This window comes from Sedimentitalea arenosa, from assembly GCF_016428585.1.
GTDB lineage: Bacteria > Pseudomonadota > Alphaproteobacteria > Rhodobacterales > Rhodobacteraceae > Sedimentitalea > Sedimentitalea arenosa.
Map to the genome: position 1 here is coordinate 157,475 of NZ_JAELVR010000008.1, position 17,888 is coordinate 175,362.

18 protein-coding genes and 1 pseudogene are annotated in these 17,888 nt (G+C 64.3%); 17 read left to right on the forward strand and 2 right to left on the reverse strand.

Annotation, left to right across the window (positions count from 1 at the left end; translation table 11 throughout):
- Nucleotides 1-35 precede the first annotated feature (35 nt).
- Genes JF290_RS12780 through JF290_RS12820 form a run of 9 tightly spaced genes read left to right on the forward strand, consistent with a single transcriptional unit; the run spans nucleotide 36 to nucleotide 7,769 of the window.
- A complete protein-coding gene (locus JF290_RS12780; protein WP_199025280.1) occupies nucleotides 36-836 on the forward strand; it encodes a creatininase family protein in 801 nt (266 codons plus the stop codon).
- A 3-nt stretch (nucleotides 837-839) separates the two neighbouring features.
- The gene (locus tag JF290_RS12785; RefSeq protein ID WP_199025281.1) at nucleotides 840-1,646 is read left to right on the forward strand and encodes an ABC transporter ATP-binding protein; all 807 of its coding nucleotides are present in this window, start codon (nucleotides 840-842) and stop codon (nucleotides 1,644-1,646) included.
- Entirely contained in the window at nucleotides 1,627-2,499 is an 873-nt protein-coding gene (locus JF290_RS12790; protein WP_227362234.1) for an ABC transporter permease, read from the forward strand. The genes JF290_RS12785 and JF290_RS12790 overlap by 20 nt, the downstream gene beginning before the upstream one ends.
- A 5-nt stretch (nucleotides 2,500-2,504) precedes the next feature.
- The gene (locus JF290_RS12795) at nucleotides 2,505-3,686 is read left to right on the forward strand and encodes an amidohydrolase family protein (protein WP_199025282.1); all 1,182 of its coding nucleotides are present in this window, start codon (nucleotides 2,505-2,507) and stop codon (nucleotides 3,684-3,686) included.
- Nucleotides 3,687-3,690: 4 nt separating this feature from the next.
- Nucleotides 3,691-5,085, forward strand: coding sequence for an FAD-binding oxidoreductase (locus tag JF290_RS12800; RefSeq protein WP_199025283.1), 1,395 nt, complete (start codon nucleotides 3,691-3,693; stop codon nucleotides 5,083-5,085).
- Nucleotides 5,082-6,098, forward strand: coding sequence for an ABC transporter substrate-binding protein (locus tag JF290_RS12805; protein ID WP_199025284.1), 1,017 nt, complete (start codon nucleotides 5,082-5,084; stop codon nucleotides 6,096-6,098). Before JF290_RS12800 ends, JF290_RS12805 begins: the two co-directional genes overlap by 4 nt.
- Before the next feature lie 24 nt (nucleotides 6,099-6,122).
- Nucleotides 6,123-6,716, forward strand: a complete 594-nt coding sequence (locus JF290_RS12810; protein WP_199025285.1) for an NAD(P)H-dependent oxidoreductase — start codon at nucleotides 6,123-6,125, stop codon at nucleotides 6,714-6,716.
- Nucleotide 6,717: 1 nt separating this feature from the next.
- On the forward strand, nucleotides 6,718-7,371 hold the full coding sequence (locus JF290_RS12815; protein ID WP_199025286.1) for a TetR family transcriptional regulator C-terminal domain-containing protein: 654 nt from the start codon (nucleotides 6,718-6,720) through the stop codon (nucleotides 7,369-7,371).
- Nucleotides 7,368-7,769: a RidA family protein gene (locus JF290_RS12820; protein WP_199025287.1), complete on the forward strand. Its 402-nt coding sequence runs from the start codon at nucleotides 7,368-7,370 to the stop codon at nucleotides 7,767-7,769. The genes JF290_RS12815 and JF290_RS12820 overlap by 4 nt, the downstream gene beginning before the upstream one ends.
- A gap of 100 nt (nucleotides 7,770-7,869) precedes the next feature.
- Here JF290_RS12820 and JF290_RS12825 read toward each other — a convergent pair whose 3' ends face one another.
- Nucleotides 7,870-8,799, reverse strand: coding sequence for a LysR family transcriptional regulator (locus JF290_RS12825; RefSeq protein ID WP_199025288.1), 930 nt, complete (start codon nucleotides 8,797-8,799; stop codon nucleotides 7,870-7,872).
- 112 nt (nucleotides 8,800-8,911) lie between these two features.
- On the opposite strand from JF290_RS12825, the gene JF290_RS12830 reads away from it, so the two are divergent.
- From JF290_RS12830 to JF290_RS12865, 8 genes and pseudogenes are all read left to right on the forward strand, one after another.
- A complete protein-coding gene (locus tag JF290_RS12830; protein WP_199025289.1) occupies nucleotides 8,912-9,382 on the forward strand; it encodes a TRAP transporter small permease in 471 nt (156 codons plus the stop codon).
- Entirely contained in the window at nucleotides 9,379-10,689 is a 1,311-nt protein-coding gene (locus tag JF290_RS12835; protein ID WP_199025290.1) for a TRAP transporter large permease, read from the forward strand. The genes JF290_RS12830 and JF290_RS12835 overlap by 4 nt, the downstream gene beginning before the upstream one ends.
- Nucleotides 10,690-10,727: 38 nt before the next feature.
- Nucleotides 10,728-11,726, forward strand: coding sequence for a TRAP transporter substrate-binding protein DctP (gene dctP, locus JF290_RS12840; protein WP_199025291.1), 999 nt, complete (start codon nucleotides 10,728-10,730; stop codon nucleotides 11,724-11,726).
- Between the two features lie 61 nt (nucleotides 11,727-11,787).
- Entirely contained in the window at nucleotides 11,788-12,888 is a 1,101-nt protein-coding gene (locus tag JF290_RS12845) for an NAD(P)/FAD-dependent oxidoreductase (RefSeq protein ID WP_199025292.1), read from the forward strand.
- Nucleotides 12,863-13,171 (forward strand): (2Fe-2S)-binding protein, encoded by a 309-nt coding sequence (locus JF290_RS12850; RefSeq protein WP_199025293.1) that lies wholly within the window; start codon nucleotides 12,863-12,865, stop codon nucleotides 13,169-13,171. The genes JF290_RS12845 and JF290_RS12850 overlap by 26 nt, the downstream gene beginning before the upstream one ends.
- Complete coding sequence (locus JF290_RS12855) at nucleotides 13,158-14,552, forward strand: NAD(P)/FAD-dependent oxidoreductase (RefSeq protein ID WP_199025294.1); 1,395 nt, start codon at nucleotides 13,158-13,160, stop codon at nucleotides 14,550-14,552. The genes JF290_RS12850 and JF290_RS12855 overlap by 14 nt, the downstream gene beginning before the upstream one ends.
- A 9-nt stretch (nucleotides 14,553-14,561) precedes the next feature.
- Nucleotides 14,562-14,900: a RidA family protein gene (locus JF290_RS12860; RefSeq protein WP_199025295.1), complete on the forward strand. Its 339-nt coding sequence runs from the start codon at nucleotides 14,562-14,564 to the stop codon at nucleotides 14,898-14,900.
- A gap of 16 nt (nucleotides 14,901-14,916) precedes the next feature.
- Nucleotides 14,917-16,179: pseudogene (locus JF290_RS12865) on the forward strand (D-amino acid dehydrogenase); the annotation flags it as partial.
- A gap of 206 nt (nucleotides 16,180-16,385) precedes the next feature.
- Here the strand turns inward: JF290_RS12865 and JF290_RS12870 are convergent.
- Nucleotides 16,386-17,855: a flavin monoamine oxidase family protein gene (locus JF290_RS12870; protein WP_199025297.1), complete on the reverse strand. Its 1,470-nt coding sequence runs from the start codon at nucleotides 17,853-17,855 to the stop codon at nucleotides 16,386-16,388.
- Nucleotides 17,856-17,888 lie beyond the last annotated feature (33 nt).

Genomic DNA, 17,888 nt, shown 5'->3' on the forward strand with positions numbered 1-17,888 from the left:
CCGGAACAGGCGACCAAGACCATGGACTTGCGCGGATGAAGCGATACTGGGCCGACCACACGCGCGTCGAATTTGCCGCGCTCGACCATGGCCGCGTGATCGCCGTGCTCCCCATCGGCGCTATCGAACAGCATGGCCCACACCTGCCCATGAAGGTCGATGCCTGCACCGTTGACAGCGTCGCCCGACGCTGCGCCGACGCCCTGCCCGAGGACGCACCCGTGCTGTTCCTTCCGACACAGGCAGTCTGCACCAGCACCGAACACATCGACTATCCCGGCACGCTGACCCTGACGCCGGACACCCTGATCCGGGTGATCTGCGATATCGGGGACAGCGTCGCGCGGTCGGGTGTCCGCAAGTTGGTGCTGCTGAACGGGCATGGCGGAAACATCCCGTGCATGGATCTCGCCGCGCGCAAGTTGCGGGTCGAAAAGGATATGCTGGTCTTTTCGCTCAACTGGTTCGCGCTGGGGATGCCCGAGGGGCTTTATTCGGACACCGAACGCGCCCATGGCATACACGCCGGCGACATGGAGACCTCGGTGATGCTGGCGCTGGATGCCGGCAACGTCGACATGGGCACAGCGCAGAATTTCCGCTCTCGCGGGCAGGACCTTTTCGAAACTACCCGCCACGTCGGATTGGGACGCGCGGCGAAACCCGCCTGGAAGACGCAGGACCTGAACCCGGCCGGCGCCTGCGGCGAAGCGCACCTGGCGACTGCCGACAAAGGTGAAGCGACCCTGGCGCATGCGGTGGCGCGGCTTGTGGAAGCGCTGGAAGAGATCGATACCATGCCGCCTGACTGGCTTGACCGAACGCCCGAGGAGTGAGCGATGACCAACTTTTCCCGGCTTGAAGAGGCACCGGTCCTTATCGACATGAAGGACGTGGACAAGCAGTTCGGCAACGGCACGGTCGCGGTCAAGGACATGTCGCTGACGATCCGTGACGGCGAGTTCGTGAGTTTTCTCGGCCCCTCGGGCTGCGGCAAGAGCACGGCGCTCAAGATGATCTCGGGGCTTCTGTCTGTCAGCCGCGGGGCGATCACCGTGAACGGACACATGGCCGGTCAAAGCCCGGACGGCAACGACATCGGGTTCGTTTTCCAGGAAGCCACGCTGATGCCCTGGGCGACGGTGTTCGAGAACGTCTTCCTTCCGCTCAAGCTGCACGGGCTGACCCGGCGGGACGCGCGCGAGCGAGTCGAGGAGGCGCTGGCCATGGTCGGCCTGTCGAACTTCGCCAAGTCCTATCCGCGCGAACTGTCCGGCGGCATGAAGATGCGAGTCTCGATCGCGCGGGCGATGGTGACCAAGCCCAAGATGCTGCTGATGGACGAACCCTTCGCGGCTCTGGACGAAATGACCCGCGCGAACCTGAACGATCAGGTGCTGTCGCTCTGGGAACGGCATGGGCTGACGGTCATCTTCGTGACCCATTCGGTGTTCGAATCCGTCTATCTGTCGAGTCGGGTGGTCGTGATGGCGGCGCGCCCGGGCCGGGTGGTGCACGACATCCCGCAGGTGACGGGCTATCCGCGCACCTCCGACTACCGCCTGACCCCCGAATATGTCGAAAGTTGCCGCCGTGTCAGCGCCGCGCTGGAAGGGACCATGGATCATGTCGATATCAATCACTGAAACCACCGAAACCGGACCCAAGGCCTTGGCTGCACAGGACATGGTGGATCCGCGCATCCTGGCCGAACGCCGCGACCGGCGGCTGAGGATCGTGTTGCCGATCACGGCGCTGGTGGCGGCGCTGCTGCTGTGGGAGTTCCTCGTCTGGTACAATGAGGTGCCGCACTACCTGATCCCTGCCCCCAGCCTGATCGCCAAAACGCTGGTCACCGACTGGTCCACCCTGATGCAGAGCGCGGCCTTCACGGTCAAACTGACATTGCTGTCGCTGGCGCTTGCCATCGTCGGAGGCGTCCTATTGGGAATGGTCTTTGCCCTCTCGCGCCCGGTCGAGATGAGCCTGTTTCCCTTCGCGGTGATATTGCAGGTGACGCCGGTGGTGGCGATCGCGCCGCTGATTCTGATCTATGTCAGCAACACCTTCTATGCCCTGCTCATCTGCGCCTGGATCGTGGCTTTCTTCCCGATCCTGTCGAACACGGTGATCGGTCTGCGCAGCGCCGACCACAACCTGCGCGACCTGTTCACGCTTTACCAGGCGACGCCGATGCAACGGTTGCGCTACCTGCTGGTGCCCAGCGCCCTGCCCTATTTCATGGCGGCGCTCAAGATCGCGGGCGGGCTGGCGCTGATCGGCGCGGTGGTGGCCGAGTTCGTCGCCGGCACTGCCGGGCAGAACACCGGCCTGGCCTCGCGCATCCTTGAATCGAGCTTTCGCAACGAGATCCCGCGGATGTTCGCGGCGCTGTTCCTGGTCTCGCTGTTGGGCATCCTGATCTTTCTCATCACGTCCTGGCTGTCGCGCGCCGTTCTCGGCCATTGGCACGAGAGCGAAATCCGGCGGGAGCATTGAGCAGGATGCAGGACGATCCCGGCATGGTTACCACCCTGGCCGGCCTCGTGATCGCGGGGCGCGAAGGGGCATGGGACATGCATGTCGCCGGCGGCCGAATCACCGGGTCGCGCCCCTCGCAGCAGCGCGGCGGAGGTGTCGTCTTGCCGCTGGCCGCTGACATCCACACCCACCTCGACAAGACGTTCACGGCGGCTCGGATGCCTTGCCGGGCAAGTTCGCTGTTTCAGGCGATCGACATGATGGCCGAGGATGCCGCGCGTTGGACCGCCGAGGACCTGCGCACCCGCGCCGAGACGGCGCTGGATCGCGCCTGGCGCCAAGGAACTGCCGTGATGCGCAGCCATGTCGACTGGTCATTTGCCGCGCCACCCAAGGCATGGCCCGTGCTGACCGAATTGGCGGAAGAATGGCGCGGACGCGTCGAGTTGCAGCTGGCCAGCCTGACGCGGCTGGACGATCTGGCGGTCATCGGCCCCGAGATCGCACCACATTTACGCCATTCAGGCGGCGTTCTCGGGGCGTTCATCTATCGCAACGACGACCTGGAAAATCACGTGCGCGCGGTGTTCGACCTGGCCGAGCGGCATGATCTCGATCTCGACTTCCACGTCGACGAAGGGCTCGACCCCGAGGCATGCGGCATTGACGTTGTGATCGAGGAGACCGCGCGGCGTGGTCTAGGCGGACGAGTGCTCTGCGGTCATGGGTGTTCGCTGTCGGTGCGCGATCCGGGTGAGGTCTCGCGCCTGCTCGACCGGGCGGCGGAAGCCGGAATCGGCCTGACGGTGCTGCCCGGTGCCAACAGTTATTTGCAGGACGCGGTACCCGGGCGAACACCGCGCCTGCGCGGCCTCGCCCCGCTGCAGGAAGCGCACGAGGCGGGTGTCGAGGTGATGCTTGGCTCGGACAACGTGCGGGACGGCTTCTTTCCCTATGGTGATTACGACATGGTCGATGTGCTGCGCCTCGCCGTCCTGATGGGCCATCTTGCGCCCGACGACTGGCTGGACGCGATCAGCGCACGCCCGGCGGGCTGGATGGGCCACGGGCTTGCCCTGACGGTTGGCGGACCGGCCGACTTCATCCTTTTCGACGCCACCGACCTGCATGACGTGATCTGCCGCCCGCGCGCGCGCCGCCAGGTGTGGCGCGGCGGCGCGATCCTGCTCGAGTTCAAGGAGTGACACGATGAGCGAAGCCTACGATCTGGATGCCTTCAAGGCGGCATTGAACGGCATCCGCGTCCACGACGACGCCAAGTACCGAGAGGCCCGCTCACGCGACTACTTCTGGTACAGCCCGATCCTGAACGAACAGCTCAAGGACAAGCTGGGCGACCTGATCGTGGTACCTGACAGCGTCGAGGAGGTCATGCAGGTGGCCTCGCTGATCGCGCGGCACCGCATCCCGCTGACCCTGCGCGGCGGCGGCACGGGCAATTACGGGCAATGCGTGCCATTGGAAGGCGGCGTCATCATGGACCTGACCCGCCTGAACCGGGTGATCGAGGTCACCGAGGGACATGTGCGCGTCGAAGCCGGCGCGCGGATTTCGCGACTGGACGATGCGGCGCGCGAAACCGGGCAGGAATTGCTGATGTACCCGTCCACGCGGCAGATGGCGACGATCGGCGGCTTCATCGCGGGCGGCTCGGGCGGGATCGGATCGCTGCGCCATGGGATGCTGCGCGATCCGGGCAACGTGACCTATGCCAAGGTCATCACGGTGGAGTCCGAGCCCAAGGTCATCGAGTTGCGCGACGGCGATATCCAGAAGGTGCAGCACGCCTATGGCACCAACGGTATCGTCGTCGAATTGGGGCTCGCGCTGACCCCGGCAACGGACTGGATCCACACGGCCGCACTGTTCGATGGCTATGACACCGCGCTGCGCTTTGCGATCGACGCGCAGGAAGGCGGTCTTGACTGCTATCTGCTGACCGCCGTCGAACGCCGCTTCGCACCCTACTACAAGAAGTTCGGCGACCTTTTCCCGGCAGACCGCGACGCCATCTTCGCGATGGTCGCGCCCGACGAGATGGACCGCTTTACCCGCGAGGCCGGGGCGCGTGGCGGGAAGGTCTCGTTCGCGATGACGAAGTCCGGGATCAGCGACGCGGGGCTGCAACCGGCCTATGAATGCGGCTGGAATCACACCACGCTGCAGGCGCTGAAGGCCGACAAGAGCTGGACGTATCTGCAGGTCGCCTATCCGCGCCCCTTCGATTCCAAGCTGGTGATACAGCAGATGCAGCGCTACGGCGACGAGATCTACTGGCACCACGAGATGGCCCGGATGGATGGAGAGATCCAGGTCTTCGCGCTGCCGCTGGTGACGTACCGCGGCAAGACGGCGATGTACGAGCTGATCGCCGAGCTCGAGGCCATCGATGGCTGCACGATCTACGACCCGCATGTGGTCACCATCGAAGATGGCGGCATGAAGGAAATCGACGACTCGCAGATCGCGTTCAAGAAGCGGGCCGATCCCTACGGCCTGATGAACCCCGGGAAAACCCGCGGCTGGAGCGCCGACATGGCGCGCCGGGATGACACGACATTCCAACAAGGAGAGAAAGCATGAGGTATACACGGATCATGGGGGCCCTGACCGTGGCCGGCGCGATGCTCGCGTCCGGCGCGGCCTGGGCCAACGACAAGATCGTCATGGGCACCAACTGGCTGGCCCAGGGCGGGCATGGCGGCTTTTACCAGGCGCTGGCTGACGGCACCTACGAGAAATACGGGCTGGAGGTCGAGATCCGGCCCGGCGGTCCGCAGGTCAACAACCGCCCGATGCTGGCGGCGGGCCGGCTCGATTTCCTGATGGCGGGCAACCTGCTGCTGTCGTTCGACAACGTCAGGAACGGCATTCCCACGACGGTGGTGGCCGCCTTCTTCCAGCGCGACCCGCAGGCGCTGATGGCACACAAGGGCAAATACGCCGATTTCGCCGACCTGACAAACGCGCCTACGGTGCTGGTGTCCAAGGACGGGCAGTTCAGCTTCTGGCAGTGGCTGGTCGATGCGCATAGTTTCCGCAATGAGCAACTGCGCCCCTATGGCTTCAACCTCGCGCAGTTCCTCGGCGACGAGGCACTGGTACAGCAGGCCTATGGCACGGCCGAGCCGATCTATGCCAAGAACGAGGGGGCCGAGGTCGATACCTTCCTGCTGGCCGACCAGGGCTGGAACACCTACTCCACGACGATCGAGACCCGCCGCGAACTGGTCGAGGAAAACCCTGACCTAGTGCAGCGCTTCGTCAACGCCTCGATCGAGGGCTGGTACACCTATCTCTACGGCGACCGGACCGCGGCCTACGAGGCGATCATGGCGGCGAACCCGGAGATGACCGTCGAGAAGCTCGACAAGGAAATGGCCCAGTTCGACGCGCTCGGGATCATCGACGTGGGTGACGCGCTGGAGATGGGAATCGGCGCCATGACCGAAGAGCGGATCGACGCCTTCCACGACCTCGCCGTATCGAGCGGAATCATCGACGAGGGGGCCGTCGACCTGTCGCTGGTGGCCGTGACCGACTTCGTCAACAAGGGGCATGGTCTTGACATCAAGGCCCGCCTGACCGGCGAATAGGCCGAACCCTGAGGAGCGCGGCCCATGCGGACGCTTGTGATCTTTGCCCATCCCAGCACCGAAAGCTACGGGGCCGCGCTCCTTGACACGGCCTGCCGCGCACTCGAAGCGGCCGGACACGACCTGCGGGTGATTGACCTTTATCGAGAAGACTTCGATCCGGTCCTGCGCGAGCCGGACTGGACGCTCTACAAGACGGCGCCGCAGGAGCTGATCCCGGATGTGCGCGCGCATGTAGAGGCGATGGAATGGGCCGACAGCCTCGTGCTGGTCTATCCGACCTGGATGTACGGGCCGCCTGCGATTCTCAAGGGCTGGCTCGAACGGGTCTGGCTGCCGGGCGTCGCCTTCGAGGTGCCGTCGGGGATGAAGAAGCGGGCGCAAGGCAAGCTGGACAACATCCGCCGGTTTACCGTCATCACCACGTCGGGTTCGCCCTGGTGGTGGCTGCGCTTGATCCGCGATCCCGGCCGGTCGATGATGTTGCGCGGCTTTCGTGTCCTGTTCAGCCGGCAGTGCCGGGTGAAGTGGCTTCAACTGCATGACATGAACCATCGCACCGATCACGACCGGCGGGCTTTCCTCGACAGGGTGCAGCAGACATTGGCCGGAGCATGAGATGAACGAACCGGGCAAGCGCACAATGACGGCATCGGCGCAGAAACGCCGCAAGATCCGCGACACGATTAGCGGGGCGGCGATCCGCGAGTTCGCGCGCAACGGCCTGTCCGGCACGTCGACGCAGGCGATCGCGCAAAGTGCCGGGATCACCAAGGCGCAACTTCACTACTATATCTCGTCCAAGGAGGAACTCTACCGGCAGGTCCTGGGTGACATCGTCAAGGAATGGCGCGAGATCTTCTTCATTGCGCCGTTCCAGCACGATCCGGCGCTGGCGATCTCCACCTATATCGACCGCAAGATCCGGCACGCGCTGAAGTATCCAGACATCTCACGGCTCTTCGCCAACGAAATCGGACGCGGAGCGCCGGAAATGCGAGAGCATTGGGGGGTTCTGAAGAATTCGACCGAAATGGCGAACGGCGTGATCCGCGATTGGATCGCCAAGGGAATGATCCAGCCCGTCGACCCGCTGCTGTTCCAGATGAACATGTGGGCGGTCACCCAGAGCTATGCGGAATACGAGGCCCAGGCCCGTGTGTTGATGGATCTGGACGACGACACACCCATGAATGCAGACCGTATCATAGCCGAAGCGACGCAACTGTTCCTGTTGCGCTGCGGCCTTTCTGGCGAACGGGTGTTCCGATGAAAGCACTGAATCCCGGCGCGATGCCCGCGCCTTTCGGCGATTATTCGCACGGCATCGCGGCGGGCGGTGTGGTCGCGACATCAGGACAATTAGGCCTCGCGGCGGACGGTACGATCCCCGAAAGCGTCGCGCAGCAGGCCGAGATCTGTTTCGAGAACATCCGCGCCATCCTGAACGAGGCCGGTACGGACATCGAGAATGTCCTGCGCTTCAGCGCCTTCGTTACCCGGCGAGAGCACATGGCGGCATACATGCAGGTGCGCGACCGGTGGGTCGCGCGGCTTGCGGTCAAGCCTGCCTCGACGCTGGTGATCGTCAGCGGCTTCACCCGGCCCGAGTTCCTCGTGGAGGTCGAAGCACTGGCCCTTCTTCCCGACGCCGCTTCTGCGGGTGAGTGACTGGCACGGGTGACCGGAGGGCGACAGGTCAACATGGCGGGCCTGCTTGAGCCCTCAGGAGGCAGCACGAAGGGTCGACCTTCCGACCGGCGCGATGCCTCTACCTCAACTCGTCGCTGATCTCGGCCTGCATCTTTTCGACCGCGCTCTGAAGGTCCAAGATGAAGGCGCGACCCGCCATGGATTGCGTTGCATATCCGGGCGTCAGGATCGAAACGCTGTTGGAAATCCGCGGCCGGAACCGCCTGATCGCAAGGCGCGCGGACTCCGGCGCCTGCAGGAGGTGGCTGTAGGCGGTGATCATGTCGCAAACCATCACGCAAACACCCGCCGCGACAAACTGCAACCCCGGCAGAAAGGTGCGCAATTCCAAACGCTTGTTGAACCAGCATCCCGCGGCGCGGAACGCCGCTTCGGTCTGGAGCGCGGTTCTGTGTTCCTCGAACAGCACGGCCATCGGTCGACCATCCAGATGGTTCGGGGTTATGACCTCGGCACTGGCGAGCGGATCATCGGCGGGCAGCACGCAGACGCATTCGAGATCGTAGTCGGTCTGCTGGATCGACGCACGGGGCAGCGGGGTTTCCGAGAAACCGATATCGAACTGCTGGGAGGCGATCATGTCTTCGATCATGTCCGATGACCGCATGATGAGCGACACGTCCAGACCGTCGCGGCCCTGCAGGAATTCCGTCATGAGCCTTGGCAGGAACACGCTGGAACCGGCTGGGTGACAGGCGATCCTCAGTTTTCCGGATTGCAGCGAACTGATCCGTTGCAGCGTACGCTCTGTGCGTTCGACCCGACCGAGGATCTCCTCGCACTCTTCGAGAAAGAAATGTGCCTCGGGCGTCGGCGTCAGCTTTCCCTGCGCGCGGGCGAACAGGGCAAAGCCGAGTTGGCCCTCGAGCGTCCGGATCATCGTCGAGACCGCCGGCTGGGTCCGCCCGACACTGCGTGCCGCCTGGCTGATGGAACCAGACCGCATCACTTCGCGAAAGGTCGACAGCTGCCTGAGGGAAAGATGCATTGATTATAAATTCTGTTGATGGACTCAAAGATATTTTAAAATTGAAATTATATGCCGTGTCCAGTGTGATGTCCGAAACAGTCACGAGTCGATGTCGTGACGCGGGGGACACATGGATACATTCGCAAAATATCTGCTGACGGCGCTGATCTGCATCGTGGCCCTGGGTCAATTCGTGCAGGTCATCACGCGCTACGTGTTGCAGGTCCCGGTGATGGGGTTGGAAGAGACGATGCTCTATCCGACACTGTGGCTCTACATCCTCGGGTCGGTCAACGCGTCGCGCGAGAACACGCATATCCGGGCCAACGTCCTGGAAATTTTCATCAAGACGGATCGGGGTCACACGATCCTGGCGATCATCGGCGAGATCATCAGCCTGATCGTCGGGCTCTGGCTGCTGTCCTGGGCATGGGACTACACCCGGTATGCCTGGCGCGTCTGGCGCGAAAGCCCGACCCTCTACATCCCCACCTTCTATTCCGACGTTGCGCTGTTCGTCGGCCTCGCCCTGATGATGGCCTATACCGCCTGGCACCTGTGGCGCCACATCCGCAGCCTTCGCACGGGAGAGCCGGCATGATCGAGATCGCACTCCTTGCCATCGCCATACTGGTGATCACGCTGACACTGGGCGTGCCGCTGCCCTACTGTTTCGGCGCCGCCCTGATGGTGATGTATTTCATCGGCGACGTGACCATGAAGGGGATGATGCTCTGGGGGTTCCAGCAACTCGGAAACCCCGTTCTGCTGGCCATCCCACTGTTCGTCCTTGCCGGAACAATCATGTCCGAGAGCGGCATCGCCGCCTCGCTCCTGCGTTTCGTCAACGCGTTCATCGGCCATGTGCGCGGCGGTCTCGGTGTGGTCGCGGCAGTGTCCTGCGCGGTGATCGGGGCCATCTCCGGTTCCGGCCTGACCGGTATCGCCGCCATCGGTCCGCTTCTGATCCCCGAGATGGAGAAGCGCGGCTACCCCCGCGAGTACGCCACCGCGCTGATCGCCAACTCGTCCATTCTCGGTCTGCTGATCCCACCTTCGGTGACGATGATCGTCTATGGCTGGGTGACGGATACCTCGATCCTGGCCTGTTTCCTCGCGACGCTTGGCCCGGGCCTTCTGATCATGGTCGCGTTCTCGATCATCAACCTGGTCATGGCGCGCAAGTTCAACCTGGTGCTGGACGACAAGCCGACCTTCACGGAACTGACTGGCGAAGTCGCCCGGCGTGGCTTTCATGCCTTCCCGGCGCTGTTGATGCCGGTGATCATCCTTGGCGGCATCTATGGCGGCGTGATGACACCGACCGAGGCGGCCGCGGTCGCGGTGATCTATGCGGTGCCGGTGGGTTTTCTGATCTACAAGGGTCTGAAGCTCGAAAACTTCCTGTCCGCGGGCAAGGAAGCGGCCACCGCGGTCGGCGCGATCATGATGATGATCCTGTTTTCCATGATCCTCAGCCAGATGTTCGTCTATGAAAGCATCCCGCAGCAACTGGTGCAGGGCATCTTCTCGATCACCGAGAACAAGGTCCTGCTGCTGATCATGATCAACATCCTGCTGTTCCTGGTCGGCATGGTGGTCAATGACGTGACGGCGATCATCCTGATCGCTCCGCTGCTGCTGCCGCTGATGAACGCGATCGGGGTCAGCCCGGTGCAATTTGCGGCAATCATGGGGGTCAATACGGCGATGGGCGGGGTGACGCCGCCTTATGCCTCGATCCTCTACCTGGGCGCGCGGATCGGCAAGGTGAAGGTCACCAAGGTCATCCCGCCCGCGATGAAGCTCATCCTGTTCGGCTACGTTCCGGTGGTGTTCCTCACCTCGCTCTGGCCCGACCTGTCGCTCTTCCTGCCGCGCTTCTTCGGCTATGACGTAGCGCCCTGATCACCCCGAACCCGAAATCCAACACAGAGGACAATCCAATGAAACATGCATTCATGACCACGGCCGTCGCGGCAATGATGGCGTTTGGCGGGCACACCCAGGCGCAGGATCTCAAGATGAGCCACGTGCGCCCGCAGGACGCCACGATCGACGTCGAACTGCGCGCCTTTTCGGCCGCCGTGGACGAGGCGACGGGCGGTGACGTCAAGATCAACATCTTTCCCGCCTCCGCTCTCGGCGACTACACCACCGTGCAGGAACGCATCAGCGTCGGCGCCATCGACATGGCCACCCAACCCGCCGCGACCGCAGCCGATCGCCGGATGCAGATCAGCTCGTTCCCCTATCTGGCCGGAAACTGGGACGAAGCCCGCGCCGTCTATGGCCCCGGCGGCGTGGTGCGCGACGTTATGGCCGAGCTCTATGCCGAGCAGGACATCACGATGCTCGCAGCCTATCCGGTCTATTTCGGGGGGATCTCTCTGAACATCGAGAACCCCAATGCCGGTTCGGTCGAGTCCAACGGCATCAAGGTTCGCGTTCCCGGCATCAAGAGTTTCCAGCTGACCGGCGAAGCCCTTGGTTACATCCCGTCGCCGATCCCGTTCTCCGAAGCCTTCACCGCCGTGCAGACCGGCGTGGTCGATGGCGTCATCGGGTCGGGCGCCGAAGGCTACTATGCCTCGTTCCGCGACGTGACGAAGACCTACATCCCAGCCAATACCCATTTCGAAGTCTGGTACATGATCATCTCCAACGAGAGCCTCGCCAGCCTGTCCGAAGAAAACCAGGCAGCACTGAAGGAACAGGCCGCGGCGTTCGAGGCGACCCGGTGGGACGTGGCCGAGGCTGACCAGGAGCGCAACGAACAGCGCCTGGTCGACGAACTGGGCGCGACCGTCGCGGAGCTCAGCGACGAGGACCTCGCCGCCATGGCCGAAAAGGTGCGCGTCGACGTATGGCCGCAGGTGCTGGAAGATGTCGGCGCGGACTGGGGCCAGTCGATCCTCGACAAGGTCGCTGCCGCAACCAACTGAACCCTGCGGGACAGGGCGGCCCTGCGGCCCTGTCCCGATCCATCAACAGCGAGACGGAACAATGGAAACCGAGTATGCCATCATCGGCGGCGGGGTTGTCGGCCTTTCGGTTGCCTGGGGCCTTCTAAAGCGCGGCCTGACGGTGACCGTTCTGGATGGCGACGACGGATCGTTCCGGGCCAGCCGGGGCAATTTCGGACTTGTCTGGGTTCAGTCCAAGGGCATGAACCAACCCCGCTATGCCCGCTGGTCGCAGCAATCCGCCGCGATCTGGGCAGAATTCGCCGAAGAGCTGGGCCACAACACCGGCCAACCCGTGCCGCTGGAACAGAAGGGCGGCTATGACCTGCACTTCTCCGAGGCGACGCTGGAGGCCACGGTCGCGAAGTACAACGACCTGAAGACCAAGCTCGACGGCGATTACCCGTTCGAGGTTCTGGGCCATAACGCCCTGCGCAAGGAAGAGCCCCAAATCGGCCCCAAGGTCGTCGGGGCGATCCTGCACCACCAGGACGGCCACGCCAATCCGCTCAAGCTTTTGAAATCCCTGGCCGCGGACGTGCGCCGCATGGGCGGGCGCGTTCTGACCGGCAAGACCGTGACGGACGTGACGAAACCCGATGGGTTTCGCCTCGCCTGTGCCGACGGTACCACCGTCGGTGCCGGCAAGGTGGTCCTGTCAGCCGGGCTTGGGGCCGCGGCCCTCGGTCCGAAACTCGCCTTCCGGGCCCCGGTGCGACCACAGCGCGGGCAGGTCCTGATCACCGAGAAACTTCCGAAACTGATCAATCGCCCGTCCCTGATTGCGCGCCAGGTGGATGAGGGCGGCATACAGATCGGGGCCACCAATGAAGAAGTCGGCACCGACGACCGAGTCACGCAACCGGGCCTGTCGGGCCTCGCCGCCGAGGCGATCGCCGCCTATCCCGCCCTCGCCCGCGCCCAACTCGTGCGCTCATGGGGCGCGTTGCGGGTGCTGTCGCCCGACGGCCTGCCGATCTACCAGGAAAGCGCGGAGTTCCCCGGCGCCTACCTCGTGACCTGCCACAGCGGCATCACCCTTGCCGCGGCCCATGCCCGCCTGCTGCCGGACTGGCTTGAGGCGACCAAGGCCGCGCCCGACCTGGAGGTGTTCAGTGAAACCCGATTCGCCGTTTCTTGACTTGGAGACCGCACCGCGGGTGGCCGTGTCCATCGACGGTGCACCCCTCGAACTGCCCGAAGGCGCGAACCTCGCCGCGGCGCTGCTGGCCGCCGGCGTCACGGTGTTCCGTCATACGCCCGTATCGGGCGCTCCGCGCGGACCCTTTTGCATGATGGGCGCATGTTTCGATTGCCTCGTGGACATCGACGGCTTCACCCGCCAAGCCTGCATGATCGAAGTCTCGCAAGGCTTGCGGATCATCCGGCCGCGCGACTTGGGGGCGGACGATGTCGACGCATGACCTGATCGTGATCGGGGCCGGTCCCGCCGGGATGGCGACTGCGTCCAAGGCGGCCGATCTGGGCCTCACCGTCGCCGTGCTGGATGAACAACCCCGCGCCGGGGGCCAGGTTTATCGCGACGTGGATCGGGTTGCCGCCCTGCGCGGCGACATCCTCGGCGCGGACTATACACAGGGCGCGACGCTTACCGCCGGGCTGCATCACCAGGCGATCGAACATGTCCCGGGTGCGACCGTCTGGGCCATCGAGGACGGGTTCCGGGTGTCCTACACCCGCGCCGGGCGCGGCGCGCAGATCGCGGCGGACCGGATCCTTCTGGCGACCGGCGCGCTGGAACGACCGATGCCGCTGCCGGGCTGGACCCTCCCCGGTGTCATGACCGCAGGCGCGGGCCAGATCCTGCTCAAACAATCGGGGGTGCTGGCCAAAAGTGCGGCTCTGGTGGGTTGCGGGCCGCTGCTCTACCTCATCGCGGCGCAGATGGTTCGCGCAGGCACCCCGCCCGTCGCGATGATCGAAACCCAGACCCGAAGCGACTTGATCGAGGCGGCGCGCCATGTCGGCGGGGCCTTGCGTGGCTGGCCCTACATGCTGAAGGGATTGAAGATGCTGGCCGAGATCACCCGTGCAAAGGTGCCGCGCTACCCCGGCGCGACCGAGATCCGGATCGAGGGAACCGATACGGCCGAGGCCGTGAGCTTTGTCCACCGCGGACGCGCGCACCGCATCGCCTGCCGGACGGTTTTCCTGCATCATGGCGTTGTGCCGAACACCCAAGCGGCACGTTCGCTGGGTGTCAGCCATCGCTGGCATGCCGGGCAGTCCTGTTTCGCGCCACGGCTCGACGTTTGGGGGCAAAGCGACGTCACAGGCGTTTTCATCGCCGGGGACGGGGCCGGGATCGGCGGCGCGAAAGCGGCCGAACTCGCCGGGCGACTTGCGGCGTTGAAAGTGGCGGAGGAGTCGGGCCGTCTCTCGACCGACGAACGCGACCGCCAGGCCGCGCCCTTGCGATCGGCCCACGCACGGGAACTTGCCGCGCGCCCGTTTCTGGACCGCGCCTATCCGCCTTTTGCCGGCGCCCTTGCACCCGAAGATGCGACGGTGATCTGCCGGTGCGAGGAAGTGACAGCAGGTGACATTCGCGGTCACGCCCGCCTGGGATGCCTCGGCCCGAACCAGGCCAAAGCCTTCAGTCGCGCGGGCATGGGGCCATGCCAGGGTCGATATTGCGGCCTCACGGTCACAAGCCTGCTTGCGGCGGCGAACGGAACGTCGCATGACGAGACGGGCTACTATCGTATTCGCCCGCCGCTGAAACCCGTGACGCTGGGCGAGTTGGCGACACTGGAACACTCCGCCCCCGACACGGCGGAATAGGAGACTGACATGATCGAACGGATCGACACCGGTCAACGGATGAGCAAGATCGTCAAGCACAACGGAGTCGCCTACCTTTGCGGCCAGGTCGGAGACGGCGCCACGGTGTCCGACCAGACCCGCGACTGTCTGTCCCGGGTCGAAGCCCTGTTGAACAAGGCCGGATCCGCGCCGGACCGAATTCTGCAGGCGGTGATCTGGCTTTCGGACATGGCGGATTTCGCCGAGATGAACGAGGTCTGGGACGCCTGGGTGCCCGAGGGACATGCTCCCGCCCGCGCTTGCGGAGAAGCCAGACTTGCCCGACCGGAGTTGAAGGTCGAGATCATCGTCACAGCGGCCTGCTAGGCCCTCCGCGGAGACAGAACCCATGAAAGTGATCGTGCTCGGCGCCGGCGTCATCGGCGTCACGACCGCCTACTACCTCGCCAAACAGGGCGCCGACGTCACAGTCATCGATCGGCAGCGCGAACCCGGCATGGAAACAAGCTACGCCAATGCAGGCGAGTTGAGTTATGGCATGACTTCTCCCTGGGCGGCGCCGGGCGTGCCGAAGAAGGCGCTGAAATGGCTGTTCATGCGGCATCGCCCGCTGACGATCTGGCCGCTGATCAGCCCGACCATGTGGGCCTGGGGGCTTCGGATGCTGGCGAATTGCAACGAGGACGCCTACCGCACCAACAAGGCCCGCATGGTGCGTGTCTCGAATTTCAGCCGCGATGCCCTCACCGAACTGATGAACGACGTCTCGTTCGACTTCGACCTGCGCGAACGGGGCACACTGCAGCTGTTCCGCACCCAGAAACAGGTTGATGGGTCCAAGGCGGATCAGGAGGTGCTCGCCGAATTCGACTCGCCCTTCGAACTGCTGGATCGCGACGGCTGCATCCGGGCCGAGCCGGGGCTGGCGCATGTGGCGGACAAGTTCGTTGGGGGGTTGCGACTGACATCGGACCGCACCGGCGACTGCCGCCGGTTCACGCAGGCCCTTGCCAAGACGGCAGAGACCCTTGGTGTCAGCTTCCGCTATGGCGAGACGATCCACGGGATGACCGTGTCCGACGGCCGTATCAGGGCGGTCCGCACGGACCGGGGCGCCGAAGTGGCCGATGCCTTCGTCTGCTGCCTCGGCCCCTACGCCGCGACCCTGCTGCAGCAGGTCGACATCCGGGTTCCGATCTATCCGATCAAGGGATATTCGATCACGCTCCCGGTTGCCGATGACGAGGCCGCGCCGCAATCGACGATCATGGACGAGACGCACAAGGTGGCCATCACGCGGCTCGGCGATCGCATCCGTGTCGCCGGGCAGGCTGAAATCATCGGTTACAACAAAAGGCTCGGTGCACACGCGACGGACACCGTGCGCCACGTGGTCGACGATCTCTTCCCCAAGGGCGGCGACCTTTCGAAGGCCGAGGGCTGGACCGGACTTCGCCCAATGACCCCCGATGGCACCCCGGTGATCGGACCGACACGGTATCCAAACCTGTTCCTGAACACGGGGCATGGCACGCTCGGCTGGACCATGGCCTGCGGATCGTCGCGGGTTGTCGCCGACATCGTGACGGGACGTCCGCCCGAGATCGACATGGACGGATTGACGGTGGCCCGATACCGGACCTAACCGACGGGCGCTTTGCCCACGGCGATGGTGTGCGGTCCTTTGGAACGATCGATCTTCTTCCCATGGATCCAGCGGATTCGTCACGCGTTAAGACACCTTGGGCTATTGGGGCGCGGATCTTTTGCCTGCAGGAAGTCGGGTTCGATCGGCCCGCTCAATAGACGCCGATGGCAGCGCGGATCCGCGCCGCCATCGGTCATTCGGACCTACAGTTCGGCCATCACTTCATCGGCCGCGCGCTGGCCGGCCTGCAAGGCGCCTTCGACATAGCCGTTCCAGACGGCTGACGTGTCGCTTCCGGCCCAGTGAATACGGTCGACCGGACGGTTCCAGGCTTCACCGGCCACGGTCCACGCACCCGGCGTCGGTTGCGTACCATAACCACCGCGGCGCCAGGGGTCCGCGGACCAGGCCTTGTCCGTGTAGTCGACCGGATTGGCGCCCGCGTCGCCGAAGATGCGGACGATCTCGCTGACGACGAAGTCGCGGCGTTCCTCCTGCGTCCGGTCGGCCCAGCGCAGCACGGCCTCTCCATCCATGAAGGCGACGAGCGCGAACTTGCCGCTATCGTTGAGGCTATGTTCGAAGAACACATTCGCATCACCTTCGAAAAACGCCTGCCCGGTATAGCCCATGTCGCGCCAGAACGGCGTATCATATGCGACATAGCACTTGATGACGGCCCCCATCGGCGCACGCTGCATGTAAACGTCGCGCATGGCGGGCAAGGCCGGGTCATAATGGATACGCTGCGCCATGGCCGGAGGAACGGCGACGATCACGCGCTTTGCGCGCCAGGTTCCGGTAGCGGCAGTCACGGTCACGCCGTCCTCGTCCTGTTCGATGCTGCGCACGGGGCTGCTCAGGTGGACCTTGTCGCCCAGCGCTTCGGCCATCAGTTGCGGCACCTGGAACAATCCGCCCTTGACGACCTCCTGCTGCGCGCCGCCGTCGGTCGAGATGAGCGCGGTGAGTCCTTGCCCCGAACGGCAGTAGAACAGGAATTGCAGCATCGAGATCTGCGAGGGATCGACGACGCAGACGCCCTTGACCGCGAACTTGAAAAAGGCGGTGATGAAGGCGGTACCGAGATTCTGATCCATCCAGGTGGTGCAGGTGATCGAATCCCATTCCTTGGCGCGCGGGTGCGACCAGGGCGCTTCCGGGTCGATCTCCGCGGCCCAGGTCTCGATAGTCTCGACGCCTTCGACAAAGGCGGCCATTTCGGCATCGGGCAGCATCGGCACTTCGCCTTCGTACTCGAACTTCAGACCGGCGAGGTCGATTATGCTGCGTCCGGTGATGTTCTGTTTGAGCCGCGTGAGGCCGAATTCCTGGGTAATCTCGTCGAGAAGGGTTTGGCCGGGGCCCCACCACTGACCACCCAGATCGATGGGCTCGCCATTCACCTCGCCGCGGCGCAGCCGGCCACCGGCACGGTCGTCGGCCTCGAGCAGGGCGACGCTGTGGCCGGCTGCGCTCAGTTGGCGCGCGGCATAGCAACCGGATGCCCCAGCGCCGACCACGACGACGTCGACGTTCTGCACGTCGCTGCCCTGTGCCTTGGCGGCGCCCCCAAGCGCGAGTGCCGCGCCGGAGGTCAGCGCGCCGCCCAGAACGTGGCGGCGCGACGGACCCTGCATGCGGGCGGCGGAAGTCTTTGTTTCGGATGTCATGTGATGGTCTCCTTTCCAAAAATTGCGTTCAAC

Coding starts and splice junctions, on each gene's coding strand:
- JF290_RS12820 (WP_199025287.1), top strand. CDS start 7,368: ATGAAAGCACTGAATCCCGGCGCGATGCCCGCGCCTTTCGGCGATTAT.
- JF290_RS12835 (WP_199025290.1), top strand. CDS start 9,379: ATGATCGAGATCGCACTCCTTGCCATCGCCATACTGGTGATCACGCTG.
- JF290_RS12855 (WP_199025294.1), top strand. CDS start 13,158: ATGTCGACGCATGACCTGATCGTGATCGGGGCCGGTCCCGCCGGGATG.
- JF290_RS12810 (WP_199025285.1), top strand. CDS start 6,123: ATGCGGACGCTTGTGATCTTTGCCCATCCCAGCACCGAAAGCTACGGG.
- JF290_RS12845 (WP_199025292.1), top strand. CDS start 11,788: ATGGAAACCGAGTATGCCATCATCGGCGGCGGGGTTGTCGGCCTTTCG.
- JF290_RS12815 (WP_199025286.1), top strand. CDS start 6,718: ATGAACGAACCGGGCAAGCGCACAATGACGGCATCGGCGCAGAAACGC.
- JF290_RS12780 (WP_199025280.1), top strand. CDS start 36: ATGAAGCGATACTGGGCCGACCACACGCGCGTCGAATTTGCCGCGCTC.
- JF290_RS12830 (WP_199025289.1), top strand. CDS start 8,912: ATGGATACATTCGCAAAATATCTGCTGACGGCGCTGATCTGCATCGTG.
- JF290_RS12790 (WP_227362234.1), top strand. CDS start 1,627: ATGTCGATATCAATCACTGAAACCACCGAAACCGGACCCAAGGCCTTG.
- JF290_RS12800 (WP_199025283.1), top strand. CDS start 3,691: ATGAGCGAAGCCTACGATCTGGATGCCTTCAAGGCGGCATTGAACGGC.
- JF290_RS12795 (WP_199025282.1), top strand. CDS start 2,505: ATGCAGGACGATCCCGGCATGGTTACCACCCTGGCCGGCCTCGTGATC.
- JF290_RS12870 (WP_199025297.1), bottom strand. CDS start 17,855: ATGACATCCGAAACAAAGACTTCCGCCGCCCGCATGCAGGGTCCGTCG.
- dctP (WP_199025291.1), top strand. CDS start 10,728: ATGAAACATGCATTCATGACCACGGCCGTCGCGGCAATGATGGCGTTT.
- JF290_RS12860 (WP_199025295.1), top strand. CDS start 14,562: ATGATCGAACGGATCGACACCGGTCAACGGATGAGCAAGATCGTCAAG.
- JF290_RS12785 (WP_199025281.1), top strand. CDS start 840: ATGACCAACTTTTCCCGGCTTGAAGAGGCACCGGTCCTTATCGACATG.
- JF290_RS12825 (WP_199025288.1), bottom strand. CDS start 8,799: ATGCATCTTTCCCTCAGGCAGCTGTCGACCTTTCGCGAAGTGATGCGG.
- JF290_RS12805 (WP_199025284.1), top strand. CDS start 5,082: ATGAGGTATACACGGATCATGGGGGCCCTGACCGTGGCCGGCGCGATG.